Source organism: Halopseudomonas pelagia CL-AP6 (assembly GCF_000410875.1).
GTDB classification, from domain to species: domain Bacteria; phylum Pseudomonadota; class Gammaproteobacteria; order Pseudomonadales; family Pseudomonadaceae; genus Halopseudomonas; species Halopseudomonas pelagia.
In genome coordinates this window covers 1-2,945 of sequence record NZ_AROI01000056.1, presented here as the reverse complement: position 1 = coordinate 2,945, position 2,945 = coordinate 1, and the positions used below count along the sequence as shown (strand labels likewise).

Annotated in this window: 5 protein-coding genes; 2 read left to right on the top strand and 3 right to left on the bottom strand. The window is 57.9% G+C overall.

All coding sequences use genetic code 11. From position 1 onward, the window contains the following. A partial coding sequence (locus K787_RS0121320) for an FMN-binding negative transcriptional regulator (RefSeq protein ID WP_028615184.1) occupies window positions 1–565 on the bottom strand: 565 nt, incomplete at its 3' end. 86 nt (window positions 566–651) lie between these two features. Continuing rightward, window positions 652–1,095, bottom strand: coding sequence for a YtoQ family protein (locus K787_RS0121315; protein WP_022964813.1), 444 nt, complete (start codon window positions 1,093–1,095; stop codon window positions 652–654). A 272-nt stretch (window positions 1,096–1,367) separates the two neighbouring features. On the opposite strand from K787_RS0121315, the gene K787_RS0121310 reads away from it, so the two are divergent. Further along, window positions 1,368–1,763, top strand: coding sequence for a DUF4398 domain-containing protein (locus tag K787_RS0121310; protein WP_022964812.1), 396 nt, complete (start codon window positions 1,368–1,370; stop codon window positions 1,761–1,763). 46 nt (window positions 1,764–1,809) lie between these two features. Further along, window positions 1,810–2,652 carry an OmpA family protein gene (locus K787_RS0121305; protein ID WP_022964811.1) on the top strand — a complete coding sequence of 281 codons (843 nt, stop codon included), beginning with the start codon at window positions 1,810–1,812 and terminating at the stop codon, window positions 2,650–2,652. On the opposite strand, the gene K787_RS25670 is transcribed toward K787_RS0121305, so the two are convergent. After that, window positions 2,642–2,945: hypothetical protein (locus K787_RS25670; RefSeq protein ID WP_040641281.1), on the bottom strand; the 304-nt coding region annotated here is incomplete at its 5' end. The genes K787_RS0121305 and K787_RS25670 overlap by 11 nt on opposite strands.

Sequence of the window (2,945 nt, the reverse complement as noted above, 5' to 3'; positions counted from 1 at the left end):
CCCCCGCCACATCCGCAGCAGCCTTGTTCTGGCTCAGCTTGAACTTACCCACCAAGCGTTCAATCTCGATCTCGATACCGACAATTTTCGCCAGCATCTCACTGATATAGTCCGGGCTGGAGTCGGTCATCTTCCAGGGGCGTTCGGGCCCGGCCTGGGCTTCATGTTCACGGGTCAACCGTGCTACCAGACCGCGGACGAAGCGCTCGTCGTCACGCAGGCGAATGCGGCCGTGGGCATGCACTACCTGATAATTCCAGGTCGGCACCTGGCGGTGGGTTTCGTGCTTGCTGGGGTACCAGTTGGGTGAGATATAGCCGTGCGGCCCCTGAAAGATCACCAGTACGGGCGCGCCGTCGATGACTTGCTGCAGCAGAGGATTGGCGCGAGCGATATGGCCTTGCAGCACGCCGTGCGCGCCCTGCTCTGCCAAGAGCTCAAAGGGTATGTGGTTAGCATCCAGCCCGGCGTCTGTGTGCATCACCAGCGCGCCCAGCGGGTAGGCGCGCATCAAGGCGTGCAGTTGATCGGGCCGATCTTCAGCAAAGTGCTCGGGCAGGTACAAGGTAATAGGCTCCAGCAACACGGGTTCTATACAGGTTCTATGCAGGTTCTATGCAGGTTCTATGCAGGTTCTATAAATTAACGATTTTATCTGGCTGAAGTAACGTACTTCAATACCTCGACCACCTGCTCGGGTGTCTGTGCCCATGCCATCGCCGCTGCGTCCACTTCCTTCAGCGGATGGATGATGTCTTCATCGTGCAGCGTAATGTAGGGCGTACCCATCGCGGCGCAGTAGCCGGCATCGAAGGCGGCGTTCCACTGTTTGTACTTGTCGCCAAAGCGGATCACGGCCACATCGCACTGCTCCAGCAGCGTCTTGGTGCGAATACCGTTGACCTTGGCGGACTGGTGGTCGCGCCAGAAGGGTACATCGGGCTTGCCCAGCATATCGCCGGCGGCATCGCTGGACTCGTGGTGGGTAACAGGCGCGGTGAACTCTACCGGCAACCCGGCGGCTTCTGCGCCGGCTTGAACCTGATCGCGCCAATCGGTATGAATCTCACCGGATAAATAAACAGTCCAGATCATGCGGTACCTCGGTTTTTTTCGGAAATACGGATAGCGTTATTTAGGGCTTACAGGGTACCAGAGCTAGCTGGACCGGTCAGATGCCGCTTGTTTTGTATCGATTTTCGGGCCATTAAATAAATAACTGAGCCGATTATTAGAATAAGGTGTCTAATGCAGTGCCAGTAATTCGTGTATGTCCGGCCCGGAAGCAGAAGATCAGGCAATGAATCACATAATGCTTGCGGCCGCTGTTCTGATCCGTCAGGCGAGATTTCCATTGGAGACTGATCATGAACATGAACACCATCAAAAATCCCCTATCGCATATCCGACTGCCCCTGCTAGCGGCTGTGGCGTTGGGTGGCCTGTTGTTAGTGGGTTGCGCAGGTAATCCCCCAACTGCACAGTTCGCCCTGACCGAATCAGCCGTAAACGCTGCGGTCAGTGCCGAGGCTACCGAGTACTCCGCGGTGGAGATGCGTTCCGCGCGGGAAAAGTGGAAGCAGGCCGAAATGGCCATGCAGGAAAAGGATTATGACAAGGCACGCGTACTCGCTGAGCAAGCTGAGTGGGATGCACGTGTTGCCGAGCGCAAGGCGCGGGCTGCCAAGACGCAAAAGGCCCTGAAGGACGCTAGCCAGGGGATTGAGGATCTGCGTGAAGAGGGTATGCGCAGCGCTCAGTGATCAAGACGTCCCCTTCCCCATCGCCTTCACCCAAGGATTACCTGTTATGAACAAATTAATGACTATTTCCACCGTGCTCGCCGCGGCCATCGGCCTGTCTGCTTGTGCTTCGCAGCCCAACAGCAACCTGCAGCAGGCTCAAGCCCAATATACCCAACTGCAAAGTGACCCCCGCGCCAGCCAGATGGCCGCGCTGGAGACCGAAGACGCTGGCAAGGCTGTCGATCAGGCCAGCCGCGCCTTTGAAAATGGTGACAAGAAGCAAGTCGACCAACTCTCTTATGTGGCTCAGCGCCGCATTGAGCTGGCCGAGCAGACCATCGCTTTGCGGACCGCAGAGGCGGATTTGGAGCAGTCCGCTGCCAAGCGCGCTGAAGCTCAACTGTCGTCACGTGAGCAGCAATTGCAATCGAGTCAGCAGCAGCTGAAGTCCAGTGAACAGCAGTTGGCGTCACGCGAGGAGCAGATCCGCAAGTTGCAGGACGAGCTGAAGGCCAAGCAGACCGCGCGCGGTACGCTGGTTACATTGGGCGACGTGCTGTTCGACGTCGACAAGTCCGAGCTGAAGCCGTCAGGCACGCGCGACGTGCAGAAACTGGCCAATTTTCTCAATGACAATCCCGAGCGCCAACTGGTGGTAGAGGGCTATACCGACAGTACCGGTGCCGCTTCCTATAACCAGCAGCTGTCTCAGCGCCGCGCCGAGTCCGTGCTCCGTGCATTGACCCGTGCGGGTGTTAGTGCCCAGCGGGTTCAGGTAGTCGGCTACGGCGAGCAGTACCCCGTCGCCAGCAACGATTCGGCATCCAGCCGGGCGCAGAACCGTCGGGTGGAAGTGACCATTTCCAACAACGACCAGCGCGTAGCACCGCGTTCGTCTATAGAGTAAAGCGCGTCAGGGTATCGCTAGCCGGTGCCCCCTGCGTCTGTACCAGAGCCCGCCTCCCCGGCGGGCTTTTTTGTTTCTGGTTGGGATTGTGACCAATCGCATAGTCACAGCCATCACCCAAGCCCATCCAAAACCCCATCTGCGCAACTTCTTGCGCACATATCCCCTTGATCTGATTGACCTTTCGCTCAATCCACCCGACCCATTTTGCCGACTGGCTCACACAACTCACCTCCCCAATCTGCGATAATCTGCGCGCGCCCAACCAGGCTATGTCGCTTTCCGCCAGACCA